Below are 19,580 nucleotides of genomic sequence, written 5' to 3' on the forward strand. Positions count from 1 at the left end.
TGGTTATTTTTAAAGAAGTTAATAGTAAATGTTTGGAAAACAATGTTCTATATCAAATTTACTAAAAAAATAACTACGATGATTTAAAAAGGCCGAAAAGTATTTTATCGGACGTTTTCTAACGTTGATTTACAAATGCCAAAGCATTTAATTTATCCTGATTTAATTGTTCTTTCAACAAATCGACTGAACCAAATTTTTGTTCTTCACGCAAATATTTCAATAAAGAAACTTCAATCTGTTTTCCGTAAATGTCTTCATCAAAATCAAAAAGATGAACTTCAATAGTTTGCTTTTGACCATTTACAGTTGGATTAAATCCAATATTCATCATTCCGAAAACTTCTTTTTGATCTACAATTGCTTTTACGGCATAAACTCCGATTTTCGGAATTAATTTGTAATCTTCTCCAATTTGAATATTTGCCGTCGGAAAACCAATCGTTCTTCCTAATTGCTTTCCTTTTACTACTTCTCCAGATAAAAAATAGTCATATCCGAGATAATCATTGGCTAAAGCCATATTTCCTTCGTCTAAAGCTTTTCTGATTTTGGTAGAACTAACCGAAACATCCTGAATTTCCTGAGCTGAAATTTGCTCAACCTCAAAACCATATTCGGCACCAAAAGCAATTAAATCATCAATATTGGCAGTTCTGTTTCTTCCAAAGCGGTGATCATGTCCAATAATTATTTTCTGAATCTGAAATTGATCAACTAAAATAGAATGTACAAACTCTTCGGCTGTAAGTCTTGAAAAACTTTCGTTAAACGGATGAATAATAAGATTTTCAATTCCTGTTGCTTCTAGTAGTTTTGTTTTTTCAGCAATTGTATTTAAAAGTTTTATTTCTGATTTTTCTTGCAAAACCATTCTTGGATGCGGAAAAAAAGTAAGCACTAAACTTTCATATTTGCCATTTTCAGTATTCTGCGTAATTCGTTCGAGAATTTTTTTATGACCAATATGCACGCCATCAAAGGTACCAAGCGTTAAAATAGTTTTCTTGGTTGAATGGAAATCGTTTATAGAATGAAAGAGCTTCAAAACAAATAATTTAAGATGCTGCAAATTTATACTATCTATTTTGAATTTGACACCAAGCCGAATTGATTTTTTTGAACTAACATTACTTCTTTTTGTGAAAATCGGCCAACTCGTCGACTAAAAAACGTTAATTGTCGTTTATATGTAAGAATTTGATTTAATTAAATTAATTTTGATACATCAACGCCCACAAATATGAAAAAACAATTACTCTTTTTATTTTTTACTTTTTACTGCGCGATTTTAAATGCCCAAAACAATGAATTGTGGCAAAAAGTAAGCGCAAATTCTGTGTTGAGTAAAAGAATAAATACTTCCGACGCTGATAAATTATACTATAAATTAAATTCAGAACGTCTTCAGATTCAACTGGCTTCAGCAACAGGCAAAGGTTCAAAAAGCAGCACTGCAGAAATCACAATTCCAAATACTTCCGGAACTTTAGAGCGTTTCATTGTTTGGGAATCTTCGAATTTTGAACCGGAACTTCAGGCTAAATATCCAGAAATCAGAGCGTATGAAGGAAGTGGTTTAGATGATAAAACCGCAAAAGTACATTTTAGTGTTTCTCCACTTGGATTTCAGACAATGGTATTTCGTGCCAATAAATCAACTGAATTTATCGAAGAAAATCCAGATGATAAAACCGAATATGTTTTGTTTGCAAAAAATACTTCGACTTCAAAAAGACTCGTTTGTAAGACTGATGAGGTAGTTTCAAATCAAAATATTAGCGGGAAAACAGCAAAAGAGGCATCAAGTGCAAAAATTTTCAAAACAATGCGTCTCGCTTTGTCATGTACAGCAGAATATACATCTTATTTTGGAGGAACAAAAGCCGGGGCATTGGCAGGAATGAATGCAACAATGACTCGTGTGAACGGTGTTTTCAATAAAGATTTGGCGGTAAAATTAGTTTTGATTGATAATAATGATGCCGTAATTTATACTGATACAGAGACGGACCCATATTCTGCAGCTAAAGAAGGAGCTGATGGAGCATGGAATCAAGAAGTTCAGACTACTTTGACAAATGTTATTGGAAATGCAAATTATGATATCGGACATTTATTTGGTGCTTCTGGCGGAGGTGGAAATGCTGGCTGTATTGGCTGTGTTTGTACAAATCCAACAACAGGAGTTCCTTTAGGAAAAGGAAGTGCATTTACATCACCATCTGATGCAAAACCACAAGGAGATACTTTTGATATTGATTTTGTTGCGCATGAATTTGGGCATCAATTAGGAGCAAATCACACTTTTTCCTATGATTCTGAAGAAAGAACAAGTGTAAATGTTGAACCAGGAAGCGGTTCGACGATTATGGCTTATGCAGGAGTCACTGGTGATTATGATATTCAGAATACTTCTGACGATTATTTTGCGTATGCAAGTATCAGACAGATTCAAAATACATTGGCCAATAAAAGCTGTCCTGTAAATACCGCAATTACAAATAATCCACCAGTAGTCGATGCTGGTGCCGATTACACAATTCCAATAAATACCGCTTTTGTGTTAACAGGAACAGGTTCTGATCCCGAAGGAGATTCGGTTACGTACACTTGGGAAGAAAATGATAATGCGATAACTACTTCAGGAAGTACAAGTATTGCTTATCCTACGAAACCGGACGGACCTTTGTTTCGATCTGTAATTCCATCAACGAGTACAGTGCGTTATATGCCAAGTTATAATTCTGTTCTTCAAAATAAACTGACAACAACTTGGGAATCTGTTTCCTCAATTGCAAGAACATTGCATTTTACTTTGACAGGACGTGATAATGCAGCGCAAGGAACGGCGCAGACGTTTACAGATGACATGACTGTAAATGTTGTATCAACTGCCGGACCTTTTGAAGTTACTTCGCATATAAATGACAATGTGAGCTGGTGGCAGGGATTATCTGAAACTGTAACGTGGAGTGTAAACAATACAAACACACTTGCAGGTTCATCAGCAGTTAATATTAAATTATCTACAGATGGAGGTTTAACATTTCCTATTATTTTGGCTTCAAATACACCAAATGATGGTTCTGAAACAATTGTACTTCCAACAAGTGTTCCTTCGTCTAAAAATTGCCGAATTTTGATTGAGCCAACAGGAAACATTTTTTATGCAATAAACAGTAAAGCATTTGCAGTTGGTTATACTTCAAATTCTTCTTGCGATACTTATAGTTTTGGAAACTCGTTTTCGATTCCAAATACAACCACTTTTGTCACAAGAACAATAACTGTTCCGACATCTGAAGCAACAGTTACAGATGTAGATGTTTCTGTGAATATAACACACGATAAATTTTCTGATATAGAACTTCAGATCGTCAGTCCTGCTGGAACAATCGTTCGATTGTTCAATAAAAATTGCGGATCGACAAAATCTACTTTAGCCATGAAGTTTAATGATTCAGGCGCTGCTCTAGATTGTAATGTAACGACTGAACAAATTGTTTTGCCTGTTGATGCACTAAGTGCTTTTAATGGTGAAAAAACTCAAGGCAATTGGATTTTCAGAGTTAGAGATGCTGTCGTTGGAAATTCCGGAATATTAAATTCAGCTTCAATCAATATCTGCGGACAAACCTACACTTTAGCAACACCAGATTTTGAAAGTATTGATTTTAGCCTTTATCCAAATCCGAACAAAGGGAATTTTACTATTCAATTCGAAAGCCAGTCTGAAACGGGAGTTAAAGTTTTTGTACATGATATTTTAGGAAAAACAGTTTATTCAAAAACTTTTGAAGCTTCTTCAAATTTTAATCAAAACATTCAGTTGCCTAATAGTGCTGCAGGTGTTTATCTGGTAACGGTTATTGACGGAAATAGAAGAACAGTGAAAAAAATAATTGTGAATTAAAAATTCAAAAACTTCAAATAAAAAAATCCAAATTCCAAAAGCTAATCAATTGGAATTTGGATTTCTTCTTTTATGAGTTCGCCATAGCCATACAAACAATACTAATTTTGGCTCCCGGAATTTTCAAAAGTGCTTTGGAACAGGCTTCAAGAGTGGAACCTGTTGTCAGGACATCATCAACAATTAAAAAATGTTTATTGTGATTTTCTTCAGAGAATTTCACATCAAAAATGTTTTCAATGTTTTCAGTTCTTCCTAAAAGATTCTTTTTTGATTGTGTTTTAGAATATTTCTTTCGGAATAAAATGCGATCATCAAAAGTGAGATTCAATCCTTCCGAAAGTGCTTTTGCAAAAGTCGTGACTTGATTATAACCTCTTTCTTTAAATTTTTTTGGATGAAGCGGAACTGGAATTACAATTTCAAAAGGATTATCCAGTTTTAACTCTTTTAGATCTTCGGCATACCAACTGCCTAAAACAGTGCCAATTTCTTCATGTCCTTTGTATTTCAAATTGTGGATCAATTCCTGAACAATGCCTTTTTTTATAAAATACATTAATGCCGATGCATGCTGAATTTCAACTTTCCCATAAAATTTTTTAACAGCTTCATTTTTAGAATCCAGATGATATTGCGTCAGAGGCAATTCATGACGGCATTTTGAACAAAAAACAACTTCATTGGTCTGTAAAATTTGGCGGCATCCGGCACAAACTTTTGGAAAAAACAGATTTATTATAGATTTAAACACAAATAGAAAGAATTTAGTTACAAAACTAACGAAATTCAAACTCCAATCTTTATTATTTTTCTTTTTTTTAAAAGTACTTTTTATATTTTTGCATCACTATGGCAAAACAAGACGATTTATTTAAGAATGTGGTTTCGCACGCAAAAGAGTACGGATTTATTTTTCCGTCGAGCGAAGTATACGATGGATTGAGTGCAGTGTATGATTACGCACAAAATGGTGTCGAATTAAAAAAGAATATTAGAGAATATTGGTGGAAATCAATGGTTCAAATGAATGAAAATATTGTCGGTTTAGACGCGGCGATATTGATGCATCCAACAACCTGGAAAGCTTCAGGCCACGTTGATGCCTTCAATGATCCTTTGATTGACAATAAAGATTCTAAAAAAAGATATAGAGCTGACGTTTTAGTTGAAGATCATGCTGAAAAAATTAATCTGAAAGCTAAAAAAGAAATCGAAAAAGCAAAAGCACGTTTTGGAGATGCATTCAATGAAGAAGAATTTGTAACTACAAATGCTCGTGTTATTGAATATTTGGCTAAAGAAAGAGAAATCAGAGAGCGTTTAGGACGTTCTTTAGGTGCTGGAGATTTAGCCGATGTTAAAGCATTAATTGAAGAACTTGAAATTGCTGATCCTGAAACGGGTTCGAAAAACTGGACAGAGGTTAAGCAATTCAACTTGATGTTTGGAACAAAACTTGGTGCTTCTGCAGAAAATGCAATGGATTTATACTTGCGTCCAGAAACGGCACAAGGTATTTTCGTAAACTTTTTAAATGTTCAGAAATCTGGTCGTATGAAAGTTCCTTTTGGAATTGCTCAAACTGGAAAAGCCTTCAGAAATGAAATCGTTGCAAGACAATTCATTTTCCGTATGCGTGAATTTGAACAAATGGAAATGCAATTTTTCGTTCGCCCAGGTGAAGAAATGAAATGGTACGAGCACTGGAAAACAACTCGTTTAAACTGGCACTTATCTTTAGGATTAGGAAAGGAAAACTATCGTTTTCATGATCACGAAAAATTAGCGCATTACGCAAATGCAGCTGCAGATATTGAATTCAACTTCCCATTTGGTTTTAAAGAATTAGAAGGAATTCACTCTCGTACAGATTTCGACTTAAAAGCACACGAAGAATATTCAGGAAGAAAACTGCAATACTTTGATCCTGAATTGAATGAAAACTATGTGCCATACGTAGTAGAAACTTCAGTTGGTTTGGATCGTATGTTTTTAGCTGTTTTTGCAACATCGTTGCAAGAAGAAACTTTAGAGGACGGTTCTACAAGAACAGTGCTTAAATTGCCTGCAGTTTTGGCGCCAACTAAAGCAGCAGTACTTCCATTAATTAAAAGAGATGGATTGCCAGAAGTTTCAAGAAAAATCATTGAAGATTTGAAATGGGATTTCAATGTAGCGTACGATGAAAAAGATGCAGTTGGTCGTCGTTACAGAAGACAAGATGCTCTTGGAACTCCTTTCTGTATCACAGTAGATCACCAAACTCTTGAAGACGAAACAGTAACAATTCGTCATAGAGATACAATGAAACAAGATCGTGTTAAGATTTCTGAATTAAAAGGAATTATTGAAAACGAAGTTTCGATGAAAAACTGGTTGATGAAAATGTAATTTTCTTAATTAACACTATATAAATCCCAAATTCCTCGCTGGAGTTTGGGATTTTTTTAATTTTGAAAAATGCATTTCATCGAACTTTTATGCATTTCAGCTTTTTGTATTAACATTTTAATGTAATGTGTTAACAATGAATTATTTGCGTAAATAAATTATGTAAATTTAATTGCGCATCATACATTAAAATTAGAAAATGAATTTGAAGGCGAAAAGCTTAGGTTCATTTTAAAAACTGCTTAAAACCAAATTGAAAAAATATTCCTACATTATAATTGACAATGACGCTGAGAGTGTTTTGAAAACCAGAATTGTTGCAGAAGGTTTTTCAGAATTGACTTTTATAGGATCGGCTACGAATTATCAGCAGGGATTAAATCTGGTTTTAGAGTATAAACCTTCTTTTGTTTTTTTAGAAATTGATTCTGAAAATTCTTCAGGCAATTTATCACTTGCTTTTGTGGGCGAACTGTATCGTTATTTGTCAGTTGTTCCAAAAATAATTGTTACAACCTTAAAAAAGGATCTGGCTTTTGACGCAATTCAGTATGGCGTTTTTGATTATATTTTGAAACCTCTGACACATGTTGATCTTGTAAAAACACTTTTAAAACTAGAAAAGCTTGCAATAGAGTCAAAAACGCAAAAAAATGTCGAAGTTGAGCCTTTGGTCGAGATTGTTAAAGAAAATCCTTTAGAGGCTCAAATAATGCCTTTAAAAGAAGAAATGAATACAATTAGCGTTGAGCAAAAAACTCCAATTGTTGTTAAAGAAGTCCAAGTACCTCAAATAATTGAACAACCACTTATACTTTGTATAAAATCGTACGGTGATTACCGCTATATGAATGCAGCTGATATTTGCTATTTCCAGGCAGATAATAATTCTACAGATATTTATTTAAATTCTGGTGAAATGGTGACGGCCTTTAAGACTTTAAAGCATTTTGAAAGTATTTTAGTACATCCGTTTATACGAATTCACAACAGTTATATCATCAATCAAAATTACATTTCCCGAATTCATAACGGAAACTCAGTTTGTTACATAAAAAACTCGCCTAAAAAGGTCCCTTTTTCCAAAACTTATAAAGCAAATGTAGATTTAATCATTGCAAATTTCTCCGCTGGAAATTACATAGAGGTCTAAATATTAAGTGTTTACATGAATTTGACGCCCAGTGACTATCATTTGGGCATGATCTACCATAAACTCCATTTTTCATGTAAATTTTTTTCGTTGACGGGCATAATTTTACACCAACGATTCGCAGAGAGCGGTCAGCCCCAAAAACAAAAAAATCAAAAAAAACTTAATACCTCAGATCATGAAAAAAACAGCTTTAACATTCGGATTATTTTCTTTAGTAATGGTTGCAACTTCTTTTGCAGCTCCAGAAAATCCAACTTATTTAGCAGATTCTGATACAATAATTGACGGCGGTGCGACAGGAAGAACAAAAAAACTTGATTTTCACGGAACAAACGATCAAACATTAAACAATAGCCAATCAAACTTTTCTAGTGTGAATCAAGCTTTTGGATCAGATAAAAAAATAGACTAAACGTAAGTTTAGATGTGCAGAAAGGCTGTCAATTTATTGACGGCCTTTTTTTGTGTCTATAGTTTTATTATTTTTGGTAAAACTCAAAAGAAACAATTGAAAAAAAAATGTAAAATACTATTACTTTTATTTTTTGTTTTGTTTGCATGCAATAAAAATGCAAAATCAGATCAAGATCTAACTTCTCCCAAGGATAGTCTTCCTATTTACCTTTCGTTGGCAAACGAAAATAATCTTCCTTTAAGTGTCAAGCAAAATTATAATCAAAAAGCGCTCCGTGTCATTTTAGATCAGGAAGACGACTCGCTCAATAAAGTGAATCTTTTTAAAATTGCCAATCGTTATTACAATATGAGCGATTGGAAAGGTTATCTGAAAACGACGAATTTAATTTTAGAAAGAGCACAAAAGTCTAGGGATTCTGTCCATATGGCAAAAGCCTATACTTATCTGGGAGACTATTATGATTCTCAGTCCGTTTCTGACAGTGCCTTTTTGTATTATTTTAAAGCTGAAAAGTTTTATCTGAAAATGAATGATCAATATAATTTGGCAAAAACATTTTTAAATAAAGCGAGTCTGCAATACAATGAAGGTGATTTCTTTGAGAGCGAAATAGCTGTTTTTAAAGCTTTAAGCAGTTTAAAGAAACAAAAAAAAGTAAACGACCTTTATTACGAAAGCTATAATCTTTTAGGAATTCTGTACAATGAAAGAGAAGAGTTTGAAAAAGCTTTGGAATTTCAAAATAAAGCTTTGCAGATTTTAGACGATAAATCAATACCATTAGAGTTGCAATACAGGGCAGCTTCATTGAATAATATTGGTTTTATCTATATGAATATGAAGAATTACAGTCAGGCGAAAGTTTTTTTTGAACGTGGTTTAAGAGAAAAAAACCTTTTTGAAGACAGGGCTGGTTTGTATGCTATTCTGCTGGATAACTTAGGTTATTCTAAATTTAAGCGAAGAGAATCAGCGCAATTACCTGATTTGTTTTATAGATCTTTAAGAATTAGAGATAGTCTTGGTCTTTCTTCCGGAGTTGTATCTTGTAAAATACATTTGTCTGAATATTTTGCTTTTAAAAAAGATACTTTTAAGGCGCTTCAGTTTTCAAAACAAGCTTTAGCGTTGTCGCGAACATCCAGTAAATTGGTCAATACATTAGAAGCACTGAAGCAGACAGCTACTATTGATCCAAAAAACGCTTCTATTTATTCTGTCGAATATATTCAGTTGAATGACAAAATGTTGAAGGCAGAACGAAAAATGGGTGAGAAATTCTCCAGAATTGAATATGAAACCAATGAAATAAAGGATCAGAATTCAAATCTTCAGGAAAAAAACAGGACTTTAGTTTATGTATTCAGTATTTGTACTTTAGTGGGTTTGTTTTTTTATGTTTATAAAACGCAACAGGCAAAAAACAGGGAATTACTTTTTAAGCAGCAACACCAAATTGCAAATGAAGATATTTACAATTTAATGATTTCTCAACAAAATGAAATTGAACTAACCCGAATTAAAGAAAAGAAAAAAGTAGCGCAGGAATTGCATGATGGCGTTTTAGGCAGAATGTTTGGGGTTAGAATCAGTTTAGACAGTCTCGACAAAGTTGATGAAGCTCAGGCTAGCGCGAAAAGAAAAAAGTATTTAACTGAGCTTAAGCATATTGAAGAAGATATTCGCGAAATTTCGCATGACTTAAATAGAGAAAAATCGGAATTAATTAATAATTTTGTTGCGATTTTGATGAAACTTTTTGAAGATCAGAGAAATACGTATGATTCAAAATTAATTACGACATTTGATTCTAATATAAAATGGGATCTGGTAAGCAATATCGTCAAAATTAATTTGTATAGAATTATACAAGAGGCGCTTCAAAACTGTAATAAATATGCAGATGCGGATACCATTACGGTTGAGTTTAAAAGTGAAATAAATTATTTAGTTTTGTCAATCGCAGATGATGGAGTAGGTTTTAACGCAAAACGAACTAAAAACGGTATTGGGTTGCACAATATTCAATATCGGGCGACGGAATGTAAGGGTACAGTTACTATAAAATCTGCCAAAGGAGAAGGTACACTTCTTGTTGTTAAAGTCCCAATCGATCAAAAAATTAACCTGCATAATAATGACATTTGATTTATCTGCTCCAATTTCGCACTTAATCACGCGAAACATTTTAATTGTCGACGATCATCCCTTTATTATTGAGGGATACAAAAACGCTATAACGCGTTATAATCCTAAAGAATATGAGTTTCATATTGCGCAGGCTTATGATTGCAGATCTGCTTATGATTTGTTGGAAAATGAATCGACACCAAAATTTGATGTTGCATTTTTAGACATCAGTATGCCTGCTTATGAAGAAAAAGAAATTTTTTCAGGCGAGGACCTGGCAAAATTGATTTTGAAAAAAATGCCAGACTGCAAAGTGATTCTGCTTACGATGTATACTGAGCTGCTGAAAATAAAAACGATTATCCGGACAATTAATCCAAATGGTTTAATTATTAAAAATGATCTGACTTTTGATGAACTTCTTTTTGCGTTTGATAAAGTAATGAAAAACGAAAAATATTACAGTCAGTCTGTAGTGAAAATGGTAAATCAGTCTCCGCATAACTCTATTGAAATCGATGAGTTTGATAAACAGATTTTGTTTCATTTATCAAAAGGCACACAAACGGAGGACATGTCGCAATATATTCCGATTTCTTTAGCAGCGATTGAAAAACGAAAAACCAATCTGAAAGAATTGCTGAAAATAAGAACAGGATCTGATGAAGAACTTTTGAAAGAAGCGAAAAGCAAGGGCCTTTTTTAGATATAAAATCCAAAAAATAAAAATCCAAATTCTAAATGCTAATTAAGTCATTTTGAATTTGGAATTTTTTTATTTGAGATGTTTGAAAATTATTCGCTCAAAGCGTCCCATCCTCTGGCTTTTAAAGCAATTTTTGTATTTGCACGAGTAACAAGATGAATTCCTTCATTTTCTTCTGTCATATGGCCAATAATTGAAAAATTTGGATTCCCTTTTATTTTATCAAAATCGTTGATGTCGATTGTAAACAAAAGCTCGTAATCTTCACCTCCATTAATCGCAACAGTTGTACTGTCAATATTGAATTCTTCACAAGTCGAAATAAATTGCGGATCCAATGGCAATTTATCTTCATATAAATTACAACCCACTTTTGATTGTTTGCAAATATGAATAATCTCTGATGATAATCCGTCAGAAATATCAATCATTGAAGTTGGTTTTATTTCAAGAGCATGCAAAAGAGTACGCACATCTGTTCTTGCTTCTGGTTTTAATTGTCTTTCTACCAAATAAGTATAAGGATCTAAATCCGGTTGACTGTTTGGGTTTACCTGAAAAACCTGTTTTTCACGTTCTAAAACCTGCAATCCCATGTATGCCGCACCGATATCTCCGGTAACAACTAATAAATCGGTTTGTTTTGCTCCATTTCGGTATGCGATTTCATCTTCAGCTGCTTCACCAATTGCAGTGATGCTGATAATTAATCCTTTTTGAGACGAGGTCGTGTCTCCGCCAATAACATCAACTTTATATTCTTTTGCAGCATGCGTAATTCCTTCGAATAATTCTTCCAAAGCTTCCAACGGAAAACGATTAGAAACAGCAACAGAAACCGTAATTTGAGTTGGTTTTGCATTCATCGCACAAATGTCAGACACATTTACAACAACTGCTTTGTAGCCTAAATGTTTCAGAGGCATATAAGCTAGGTCGAAATGTACGCCTTCAATCAATAAATCAGTAGAAACAACAACTTTTTTATCCTTAAAATCTAACACTGCTGCATCGTCGCCAATACTTTTTAAAGTAGATTCCTGTGTAACATCAAAGTTTCGGGTTAAATGGTCAATAAGGCCAAATTCGCCTAATTGTGCTAAACTGGTGCGTTGCGGATTTTTATCTTCTATCATTTCTTTTAAGTTCCAAAGTTATTAAGGTGCAAAGGTACAAAGGTTTTTTTTAAAGATGCTAAGATTCTGAGGTGCTAAGGGACTAAGTTTTTTTATAGAGATGCGCTTCGATGTGTAACTACATTTGTCAGATTACCGTTTTAAGCTAAAATGAGATTTGAAAACCTGATCGATTTGGTCTTCTTTGTAAAAAACCTGAAACCAATAATCAGAAGAAGGAAGCGGGTTTCCGTTGTAATTGCCGTCCCAGCCCGGACCTGCAGGACGAAGTTGTTTTAAAAGTTTGCCATAACGATCAAAAATATTGATAACTGCATCTGGCTGAATGGTAAGATCTGTGATGTTCCAAGTGTCGTTATAACCATCGTTATTTGGAGTGAAAAATTTAGGGTATTTTAGAACATTGGCGAATAAAATTAGACTGTCGCAGTTGCCTTTTGTGTCTTTTATCGTAATTGCGTGTTTTCCGGAATCAACATCTGAAAAAACACTACTCGTTTGAAAATTACCATCGTCTAATTGATATTCATAGACTCCAAAGCCATTTGTTACGGTTACGATAATGTCTATATCATCTTCGAAAGCGTCAGTCACAGTTAGCGTTGCAATTGCCGGACTAGATTTTTCGACTGTTACGGTGGTGGTATTATAACCGCAATCAGCACCAATAATTGAACCGATTTTTGTGGGGACGACTGTATAAATTCCTTCTTTAATTGCAGTATAAGAGGATCCTGCATTTATTTTATCGCCATTTAAAAACCAGTCAACTGTATATTCATTTGGATTAAGCCCTGAATTCAGTTGTGTTGGCTCAAGTAATGTTCCTGTTAGATAGTCGACGCAGATTACGCCATTTTTTATTGTAAAATCTTTTAAAGGATAAATGGTAATAGTAAAATCATCTTGCGAAACACAATTTTGATTTGTCGCAGCAACAGCATAAATGTACATTTGCTGAGTTGATTTTATCTGTTCGCCAGGGTTATAACGAATTCCGGTTGCATTTGGTCCACTATAATAATTTCCAACAGTTAAAGTGGGCAAGGTATAGGTTTTGCAAACTGCAATATCTGGAAGTGGAGTCAATATTGGTGTTGAAGAAATGGTTACTGTAAAGCTCTTTTCGCTGGAACAAGTTAGGCGAGTCCCAACAGTGGCATAAACATAAATAGTTTGTGAGGTCGTTAAAATTGTTCCGGCAGGAATAACGGAGCCTTTTCCTTTGGGTTGTGAATAGTAATTGCCTAGTTTTAAAGGTGGCAACGTATAACTGTCGCATGTAGTGATATTGTCAAAAGTTCCTACGTCAATTCCGTTGACATTAATTTTAAAAAAAGTTTCATTGCTGCACTTTGCAAAATCAGGCCATTCGTTATAAATATAAATAGTTTGGGTTGTATTGATTATTGTTCCTTCGGTAAGCTGACTTCCTGTCCCATAAGGCCCTCCTGAAGCAGAAAAATAGTGTCCGTTTTTTAATTTAGGAAGCTTAAAATTTGTACAAGTAACTACATCTGTAAAATTGTCAACCAGAGGCAATGGTCTGATTTCGACAACAAAACTATGTTCATTGGTGCAATCAGTTCCTACCGAAAAAACATAAATTGTCTGTGTTTCTGTAATAACATCTCCAGCGTGTAATGGAGTTCCGCCGCCATTTGTATCCGTAAAATAATTGCCATTAACCAATGAAGGCAATGTATAACGATTGCACTCCAATCTATTATTTGGCGTATCGACCAAAGGCAAAGGTTTTATCGTGATTTGATATTTTAAATCATAAGTACAATTGGGAGAAGTACTTGTAGAGGCAAAATAATACACAGTTTGAGATGTAGTAATAACTGTTCCAGGCGGAATATTTTTGCCCTGACCTCCAGGACTATCGTAATAACCACCTATTTCAACTGATGGCAGCTCATAACTTCCGCATTGTGTTATGGGAATAAAACGTGACGAATCTATAATATCGATTTTGAACGAGTGCTCATTTGTGCATCTTCCATCATTCGAAAAGACATAAACAGTTTGGCTAGATGTTATTCTGTCTCCTGCATTTAAAGGAATTCCTAAACCACCAGATTGCGAAAAGTAGTTTCCATTTGTCAAAGGAGGCAATACGTAAGAATCGCAAGTAACTATATTGCTGGGCTGATCTACTAATGGCAAAGGATATACAATAAAAGGTACAGCTATATCAGTGCAGACTGCTCCGTCAATTACGGCATAATAGTAAATAGTTTGGCTTGTTGTAAATGATGTTCCGCTCGGAATAACATTTCCCTTTCCGCCTGCTTCAGTAAAAAATCCGCCTGCAACTACATTAGGAACTATGTATTTTCCACAGGCTTCTTTTGAAAATTCTAGTTCATAAATAAGAGTTACACTAAAAGTGTTTTCATTGGTACAATTGTTTGCAGTTGGTCCGCTGTAAATGTAATAAGCTCCCGATTTTGTAATGACATCTCCTGCATTCATTCTTGTTCCTGTGCCATTTGGGCCCGTATAATAAAAGCCAAAATTTATTGGAGGCAGCGTATAACTCTTGCAGGCGATAACGTCAGGAATATCATTTACTGGCGGAAGTGCATAAATTATGATATTGAAATTTACTGTACGATAACAAAAGGAATTTTGAAGACTTTCGACTCTAACCCAAATTGTTTGCGGTGACTGTGATAAAGAAGTAATAAAAGCATCCGGATTTGAAATCGGATTTGTGGCGCTGTTTGCTTCTGCCTGACTTGTATGGTAGGTAATTTTATATTCTGATGGATTTAAACCGTTTATAATCTGATTTTCCTGAACAGTCAAATCAACTCTGACTTTTCCGGAGTTTGTGTTACAAAAACTCAAATCAGGAGGTTTTGTAATGTTGATGGGAGCTGTTACAAGCAATTCAAAGGAAATCAAATTATTGCAAAGCGTATTGTTGTTATTGATTGACACGGCTTTTATATAAATAGTTTGATTACCGACGCTTGTAAAAGAATTTAATTGATTTTGAGGAATCACAGGTCCGTTTGCATTTGCCGCAGCCAAACTAGTAAAATACAAAAGAGAATATTCTGCCGGATTAATACCTAAAGTATTCAAATTGTTTTGCGTTAAATCATAACTATAAATGCCATTTGTAGTATAACAGGCAATTAAATTTTTGGCAGGTTTAATAACCAAATCACTAATCACGACTTCATCTTTTATAATACAGCCCGAAAGTGTAGCCGTAACTCCATATGTTCCCGATTTATTCACAGTCAATGAATTGGTTGTTTGGCCAGAAATTGTAGTACCGTCTAAAGTCCAAACATAATTGTAGTTTCCTACAAGACCGGATCTTAGCGTGATTGTTTCACCTTCGCAAATGTTTCTGTCGGGGCCTAAATCCATAGAAGTCATGAAACTTCCTCCTTTTATGAAAACGGCAGAATCATAACTGCTGTCGTTGTAATCGCCAATCGCCAGTTTTATGCTGTAGGCTCTATTTGGAATTACCGTCGAAGAAGCCGTCAAAACTTTGGTTTCTCCTCTCATATTTATAGCCGATTCTGTTGGATTGTTTACATTGTAACGGCCAAATAAATTGGGATTTGCCGATAAACAGGAAGAATTGTACTGTCCGTCTCTGATATTTTTGACCGAAACTGGCGTTGCTGTTCCGGGAACTACTGCCAAATTTGTAGAAACTCCTGTCGTCAAATCGGTTAAAATAAAAGCGAATACATCGCTGAAACCGCACTGAAATTCACCATATTCATTAGACGCAAAAAGAAAATCAAAACTAAAATTGCTGGACAAAGGAGTAAAATCAAACTGAATATAATTCACATCTGTAATTGGAACCGTTTGTCCATTACTGTCGCTTATTGTCTGAAGATCGTTGTCGCCGGCATCATTCAATTGACTGCTTTCATTGTTGCCTGTATAACTTCCTTCTGTATATTTTGCAATTCCATTTCGAATAATAATACCTTCTGAAATTGGAAAATTCGGATTCGTATTTGTGAATTTGCCAATTCCCTGATGTGATGAAAACTTAAAGTTATTTTCGTTAGCGCAGGCATTTTGCATTAATTCTTCCCGAACCAGTTGAGGTATGCTCAAGGAGATAGTGTCCACTATGATCTCCTGTGAAAAAGATATAGTCGAATAAAATAATAAAAATAGAAATAGAGATGTTCTCATAATTCTGATTTTATTGACTGAGGGGACGTAAAGGTACAAATGATTTTTATTTAATTTAATGAAAATCAATAATTTAAGATGTTTTCGATTTGAGATTTGATTTGTGAGACAAATTTTATTTTGTGACTTTTTAAAAATGAATCAGGCAGTTTAGAAAGAAAATTAAAAGTTTTTTTTCCTGCTGACAAACTGTTGTCACCAGCCCATTTTACTTTTGAAGTATCAAAACTTTAAAACCTTAAAATCATGAAAACATTAGAAGCACAAGTAATTACTTCAGAAGATTTATTGAAACACTGGCAAGGACATCGTGCATTAACACGCCGTTTAATTGAGATTTTTCCAGAGAAAGATTTCTTCGAATTTTCAATTGGCGGAATGCGTCCTTTCGCAAAATTAGTTGACGAACTTTTAGCAATTGCAGCTCCGGCATTAAAAGGAATTGTAAATCGTAAAAGCGAGCCTTATACTGAAGCAGAAGAAAAACTGATTTTTAAAGCGCAATATCTTGAAAAATGGGATGAAGCGACAGCAGAAATCAACAAATATTGGGAACAATTATCTGTAGAAGATTTTAGTGAAACCTTTAATCTTTTCGGACAATATGAATTCCCGATCATTCAGAATATTTTGTATTTTATTGATAATGAAGTACATCACCGTGGACAGGCTTATGTTTATTTAAGAGCCTTAAATATCGAACCTCCATTTTTTTGGGAAAGATAATCGCGCAAAATTGTAACTTTATTGAATAAATCTAAAATTAATGGCTATGAGCTTAAAAAAGATAATGACCAATTATGCAGATTATAATTTATGGGTAAACCAGCAATTTGTGAATTGGCTTTCGCCGAAATCAGATGAATTGTTGTATGCAGAAGTACCTTCAAGTTTTTCAACCATTGTAAAAACACTAGATCATATTTGGTCTACCGAAGAATATTGGTTTTCTGTTATTTCTGAAAATGATATGTCACAAAAGAAACCAGAAAATGAATTATCGAAAGAAGAAATCTTCGCAGGCTTATTAAATTCATCTACAAAATTGAAACATCTGATCAATTCATTGTCTGAAGAAGATTTAGCGAGAGAAGTTAAAATCATTAATCCGTGGTTTGAATGTGAACTGCCAATTGCTGATTATTTGCTTCAGGTTATCAATCATGGAACTTATCACCGTGGACAAATTGTAACTATTGGCAGAAATGTTGGTATAACCGACGCTTCAAATACAGATTATAATTTTTATAATGTTGTAAAAAATCAGAAATAAAAATCAAAAAACTCCTAATGCAACTTAGTTTCTTTAGGAGTTTTTTTTCTATAAAAGCCTTTGTTTGTTGACTTCTAGCAATTCCAAAGTTCTAGTTTTTAGACTTTCTGGTTCGAGGATTGTGGCATAATCGCCAAACATCAAAAACCAGCGCGGAAAACCTTCTTCCACACTTCGGGACATAAAAGTCATTTCAATTTGATTGCCTATTTCTTTCTCGGAAACGAAACCATGATATTTGCGTTCTGTTGTCAAATATCTTGCAATTTTCTTCTCTACTAAAATCTTCACTTTTGTTGTTGGACAATTTTCGGTTTTGGTTAAATACGTTTCCAAAGCATCATGTTCAATCGTAAAGTCAAATTCCGTTTTTTTAATTTCCTGAATCCGGTCGGTTCTAAATTGACGGTAATCCTGACGCAAATGGCAATATCCTAGAAAATACCAATTATTATTGTCGTGAAAAACGCCGACAGGTTCTATGTTTCTTTGTGTAGTTTCGTCAGTTTCATACGTTTTGTAGGAAAGCAAAATTTGTTTTTTCTCTGCAATACCTTCAAAAAGTAGCGATAAAGTATTGGGTGAATTATCATTAAACATGGGTTGTTCAATGGTCTGCATGACAACTCGCGATTCAATATTCGAAAGATAATCTTTATCAGTGCTTCTTAAAACCGATTTCAGTTTATACATCGCCGAAGCATAATGGCTTCCCAGAGATGGATCGGTAAATTTTTGCATTAATTTCTCGGCAGCAATAAAACTGCTTACTTCTTCACGAGTAAACATTACCGGCGGTAATCTGTAACCGTCCATTAAGGCATAACCCACACCGGCTTCACTGTAAATAGGAACTCCGGAAGCTTCAAGTGTTCGAATGTCTCTGTAAATCGTTCTCAGACTACATTCAAAACGATCAGCCAATTCCTGTGCTTTCACAATTTTTTTAGATTGTAATTGAATGAGAATGGCAACAATTCGGTCAAATCGTTTTGGAGTTTCGTCGAGCATTTTTTTTAAAGGTTCTAAGGTTCAGAGGTTCTAAGGTTCAGAGGTTCAAAGATACAAAGGTTCAAAATTTTAGTAAGTAAAAAAGCTGTCCCAAATTGAGACAGTTTTGAAATATCAGGAACTATCTTGTTAATTATTTTTATTCCCTTTAGTAGCTGATTTAAAAAAAGATGTATTTTTAACGCAACTAAAAACAAACCAAATGCAGACTGATTTTTCGTATGCGAAGCAAGAAGAAATTAAAAAAAAGCTTCGTGCTGGAACTTTTGATGCGAATCAGGAACTGATTGATTTAATTCGGTTAGGTTATGATCCTGTTACAGCAAAAGAACTTTTAACAAAAGTAATCAAAAGCCATAAAGATGATCTTTATGAAGACACCAAAGAAGCAAAAGCAACTGAAGAAAGAGGCAATGTTGCTTTTGGTGCTGTGATTATGATTACAACTTTCTTGGGTATGTTTGGTGGAAATGATGGTTTAGTAATTCTAATATCTATCATGGTTGCTTGTTTTTGTGGGTACTATGGAAACCAGGATAATCCAATTCCTGGAATGGTTGGTTATGCTATAGCCGCAGTGATTATGCCTTTTGCCTGTGGTTTCTATTTTAAAGGAAGAAGTACTATTTTGAATTTAGAAATTCTTATTCCGTTATTGTTTTCTTTCGGCCCGGGTTTATTGATTAAATATATCTTATCCCAAATTTTACCTTCAGACTAATTTAAAAACTAAATTTATGATTGAAAATTACTCTTTTAATGAACATTATAAAAGATTCGAACCGCACGAAACCAAATGTACCTACTGCGAACGAGATCATATGAAAAGCATGAGCGAGTGCTATTTCGTACCGCTTTTTGTAGAAGCAGACAGAACTAATATTATCGTATACCGATCGGTTAAATATTCTAAAATTTTAATCGGAATTCCAAGATGTTCTTCTTGTAAAACAATTCATGAAAAATCAACTTCGAAGTCACAATTAATAACAGGAGTTGCTATTGTGGCGGCAATTTCTCTTTTGGTTTATAACTTCATGGTGCTTAATCCGTTTGTTGTAGTGGGAGGAATTTTTGCAATGATTTTTGGAGGTATTTATGGATCAAAGAAAATGACAGAGTCTTTTGTTGTTGGACATGATATTTATACGCTGGAAGATGGAGCGGAAAGAAACGAAGTCGTTCGGGACTTAATCATAGCAGGTTGGTCTTTTACGCAGCCTTCAGCATAAAAACAAAAAAACCGATAACG

The 19,580-nt window shown here is 34.1% G+C and carries 15 protein-coding genes; 10 read left to right on the forward strand and 5 right to left on the reverse strand.

Annotation, left to right across the window (positions count from 1 at the left end; translation table 11 throughout):
* Positions 1–118: 118 nt before the first annotated feature.
* Entirely contained in the window at positions 119–1,048 is a 930-nt protein-coding gene (locus GQ47_RS21405; RefSeq protein WP_035652922.1) for a bifunctional riboflavin kinase/FAD synthetase, read from the reverse strand.
* A gap of 195 nt (positions 1,049–1,243) precedes the next feature.
* Between GQ47_RS21405 and GQ47_RS21410 the strand changes: the two genes are divergently transcribed.
* Positions 1,244–3,916, forward strand: coding sequence for a zinc-dependent metalloprotease (locus GQ47_RS21410; protein WP_035652925.1), 2,673 nt, complete (start codon positions 1,244–1,246; stop codon positions 3,914–3,916).
* A gap of 70 nt (positions 3,917–3,986) precedes the next feature.
* On the opposite strand, the gene GQ47_RS21415 is transcribed toward GQ47_RS21410, so the two are convergent.
* On the reverse strand, positions 3,987–4,670 hold the full coding sequence (locus tag GQ47_RS21415) for a ComF family protein (protein WP_035652928.1): 684 nt from the start codon (positions 4,668–4,670) through the stop codon (positions 3,987–3,989).
* Between the two features lie 98 nt (positions 4,671–4,768).
* On the opposite strand from GQ47_RS21415, the gene GQ47_RS21420 reads away from it, so the two are divergent.
* The 5 genes from GQ47_RS21420 (at position 4,769) to GQ47_RS21440 (ending at position 10,720) form a co-directional block, all read left to right on the forward strand.
* Positions 4,769–6,310: a glycine--tRNA ligase gene (locus GQ47_RS21420; protein WP_035652929.1), complete on the forward strand. Its 1,542-nt coding sequence runs from the start codon at positions 4,769–4,771 to the stop codon at positions 6,308–6,310.
* 253 nt (positions 6,311–6,563) lie between these two features.
* The gene (locus GQ47_RS21425; protein ID WP_035652930.1) at positions 6,564–7,463 is read left to right on the forward strand and encodes a LytR/AlgR family response regulator transcription factor; all 900 of its coding nucleotides are present in this window, start codon (positions 6,564–6,566) and stop codon (positions 7,461–7,463) included.
* Between the two features lie 178 nt (positions 7,464–7,641).
* The gene (locus GQ47_RS21430) at positions 7,642–7,878 is read left to right on the forward strand and encodes a hypothetical protein (protein WP_035652931.1); all 237 of its coding nucleotides are present in this window, start codon (positions 7,642–7,644) and stop codon (positions 7,876–7,878) included.
* 96 nt (positions 7,879–7,974) lie between these two features.
* Positions 7,975–10,032 carry a tetratricopeptide repeat-containing sensor histidine kinase gene (locus GQ47_RS21435; protein ID WP_035653516.1) on the forward strand — a complete coding sequence of 686 codons (2,058 nt, stop codon included), beginning with the start codon at positions 7,975–7,977 and terminating at the stop codon, positions 10,030–10,032.
* Positions 10,022–10,720: a response regulator gene (locus GQ47_RS21440; RefSeq protein WP_035652933.1), complete on the forward strand. Its 699-nt coding sequence runs from the start codon at positions 10,022–10,024 to the stop codon at positions 10,718–10,720. Before GQ47_RS21435 ends, GQ47_RS21440 begins: the two co-directional genes overlap by 11 nt.
* A gap of 89 nt (positions 10,721–10,809) precedes the next feature.
* On the opposite strand, the gene thiL is transcribed toward GQ47_RS21440, so the two are convergent.
* Entirely contained in the window at positions 10,810–11,856 is a 1,047-nt protein-coding gene (gene thiL, locus GQ47_RS21445; RefSeq protein ID WP_035652936.1) for a thiamine-phosphate kinase, read from the reverse strand.
* A 132-nt stretch (positions 11,857–11,988) separates the two neighbouring features.
* The gene (locus GQ47_RS21450) at positions 11,989–16,044 is read right to left on the reverse strand and encodes a T9SS type B sorting domain-containing protein (RefSeq protein ID WP_081909404.1); all 4,056 of its coding nucleotides are present in this window, start codon (positions 16,042–16,044) and stop codon (positions 11,989–11,991) included.
* A 246-nt stretch (positions 16,045–16,290) separates the two neighbouring features.
* Here GQ47_RS21450 and GQ47_RS21455 point away from each other — a divergent pair, with 246 nt between their 5' ends.
* Both GQ47_RS21455 and GQ47_RS21460 read left to right on the forward strand, forming a co-directional pair.
* Positions 16,291–16,770 carry a DinB family protein gene (locus GQ47_RS21455; RefSeq protein WP_035652942.1) on the forward strand — a complete coding sequence of 160 codons (480 nt, stop codon included), beginning with the start codon at positions 16,291–16,293 and terminating at the stop codon, positions 16,768–16,770.
* A 46-nt stretch (positions 16,771–16,816) separates the two neighbouring features.
* On the forward strand, positions 16,817–17,317 hold the full coding sequence (locus GQ47_RS21460) for a DinB family protein (RefSeq protein ID WP_035653519.1): 501 nt from the start codon (positions 16,817–16,819) through the stop codon (positions 17,315–17,317).
* A gap of 48 nt (positions 17,318–17,365) precedes the next feature.
* Here the strand turns inward: GQ47_RS21460 and GQ47_RS21465 are convergent, their stop codons facing one another.
* Entirely contained in the window at positions 17,366–18,328 is a 963-nt protein-coding gene (locus GQ47_RS21465; RefSeq protein WP_035652945.1) for a helix-turn-helix transcriptional regulator, read from the reverse strand.
* Positions 18,329–18,530: 202 nt separating this feature from the next.
* Between GQ47_RS21465 and GQ47_RS21470 the strand changes: the two genes are divergently transcribed.
* Both GQ47_RS21470 and GQ47_RS21475 read left to right on the forward strand, forming a co-directional pair.
* Positions 18,531–19,049 carry a hypothetical protein gene (locus GQ47_RS21470; protein ID WP_035652948.1) on the forward strand — a complete coding sequence of 173 codons (519 nt, stop codon included), beginning with the start codon at positions 18,531–18,533 and terminating at the stop codon, positions 19,047–19,049.
* A 16-nt stretch (positions 19,050–19,065) separates the two neighbouring features.
* On the forward strand, positions 19,066–19,560 hold the full coding sequence (locus GQ47_RS21475; RefSeq protein WP_035652951.1) for a hypothetical protein: 495 nt from the start codon (positions 19,066–19,068) through the stop codon (positions 19,558–19,560).
* Positions 19,561–19,580 lie beyond the last annotated feature (20 nt).

Origin of the sequence: Flavobacterium sp. ASV13, assembly GCF_000745775.1 — a bacterium.
Lineage (GTDB): Bacteria > Bacteroidota > Bacteroidia > Flavobacteriales > Flavobacteriaceae > Flavobacterium.

Bases quoted from the DNA above. Each gene is read 5' to 3' on its own strand.
- GQ47_RS21460 (WP_035653519.1), top strand. From the start codon at position 16,817: ATGAGCTTAAAAAAGATAATGACCAATTATGCAGATTATAATTTATGG.
- GQ47_RS21450 (WP_081909404.1), bottom strand. From the start codon at position 16,044: ATGAGAACATCTCTATTTCTATTTTTATTATTTTATTCGACTATATCT.
- GQ47_RS21455 (WP_035652942.1), top strand. From the start codon at position 16,291: ATGAAAACATTAGAAGCACAAGTAATTACTTCAGAAGATTTATTGAAA.
- GQ47_RS21420 (WP_035652929.1), top strand. From the start codon at position 4,769: ATGGCAAAACAAGACGATTTATTTAAGAATGTGGTTTCGCACGCAAAA.
- GQ47_RS21475 (WP_035652951.1), top strand. From the start codon at position 19,066: ATGATTGAAAATTACTCTTTTAATGAACATTATAAAAGATTCGAACCG.
- thiL (WP_035652936.1), bottom strand. From the start codon at position 11,856: ATGATAGAAGATAAAAATCCGCAACGCACCAGTTTAGCACAATTAGGC.
- GQ47_RS21430 (WP_035652931.1), top strand. From the start codon at position 7,642: ATGAAAAAAACAGCTTTAACATTCGGATTATTTTCTTTAGTAATGGTT.
- GQ47_RS21470 (WP_035652948.1), top strand. From the start codon at position 18,531: ATGCAGACTGATTTTTCGTATGCGAAGCAAGAAGAAATTAAAAAAAAG.
- GQ47_RS21440 (WP_035652933.1), top strand. From the start codon at position 10,022: ATGACATTTGATTTATCTGCTCCAATTTCGCACTTAATCACGCGAAAC.
- GQ47_RS21465 (WP_035652945.1), bottom strand. From the start codon at position 18,328: ATGCTCGACGAAACTCCAAAACGATTTGACCGAATTGTTGCCATTCTC.
- GQ47_RS21410 (WP_035652925.1), top strand. From the start codon at position 1,244: ATGAAAAAACAATTACTCTTTTTATTTTTTACTTTTTACTGCGCGATT.